Here is a 658-nt window from a genome sequence, read left to right as displayed (position 1 = left end):
TTTGGTCGGAGCTTATCAGCATCTTTAGCTCTTTAATCGTTACGATACTTATGAAGCTTCACTTACGTTCACCATACCACTAAGCCTAGCTCTCCAACCACATGATGCTTGTAGTTTATGCTCCTTTCACGATTGAGCATCTTCTTTTTCAAGAGGAGGTTCATTGTCCGCATCGCTTGGCACCAACCGGTTACCCGATTCGCACTGATGCATAGACTCAGATGGCAAAACATCTGGTTTAATAAGTTTTAGAACTCTTTTAGTTTCTTTCTGAAGGAATTCCTCTCCTTTTAAACAATATGACCGAAGACTTTCAGGTCGCACCATTTCAATAATTAGCTGGGTTCCAGCAGAATCAGTACAGAAAACATCAACAATACTTTGTTTTTTAGAGGCAATCTCAGCATCCATGATAGTGCTGAGAAATTCTATTTCTTCTATTTCATCTTTGCCAGCGAAGCCCAATATATCATTGAGAAAGTGAATGAGAATATCTTTATTTTTCTCAGTGCCAAATATTCTCTTGAACGCGAAATTGTTTTTTGGATCGAGAAATTTCGAAAAGGCCATAAGAGGTTGTCCGGAAACAAGTAAAAGGCTATAATATCTGAAATTTTAGTACGGGGTAAAGATGAGAAAAAAGTATCCAACAGATCTA

1 pseudogene is annotated in these 658 nt (G+C 38.0%); it reads right to left on the bottom strand.

The features are described 5' to 3' along the window. Positions 1-324 precede the first annotated feature (324 nt). Positions 325-570: pseudogene (locus OZD64_RS06680) on the bottom strand (PD-(D/E)XK nuclease family transposase); the annotation flags it as partial. Between the last annotated feature and the right edge of the window lie 88 nt (positions 571-658).

The organism is Wolbachia endosymbiont of Drosophila tristis (genome assembly GCF_028981745.1).
Classification (GTDB): domain Bacteria; phylum Pseudomonadota; class Alphaproteobacteria; order Rickettsiales; family Anaplasmataceae; genus Wolbachia; species Wolbachia pipientis.
This window is presented reverse-complemented; position numbering and strand designations above follow the sequence as displayed.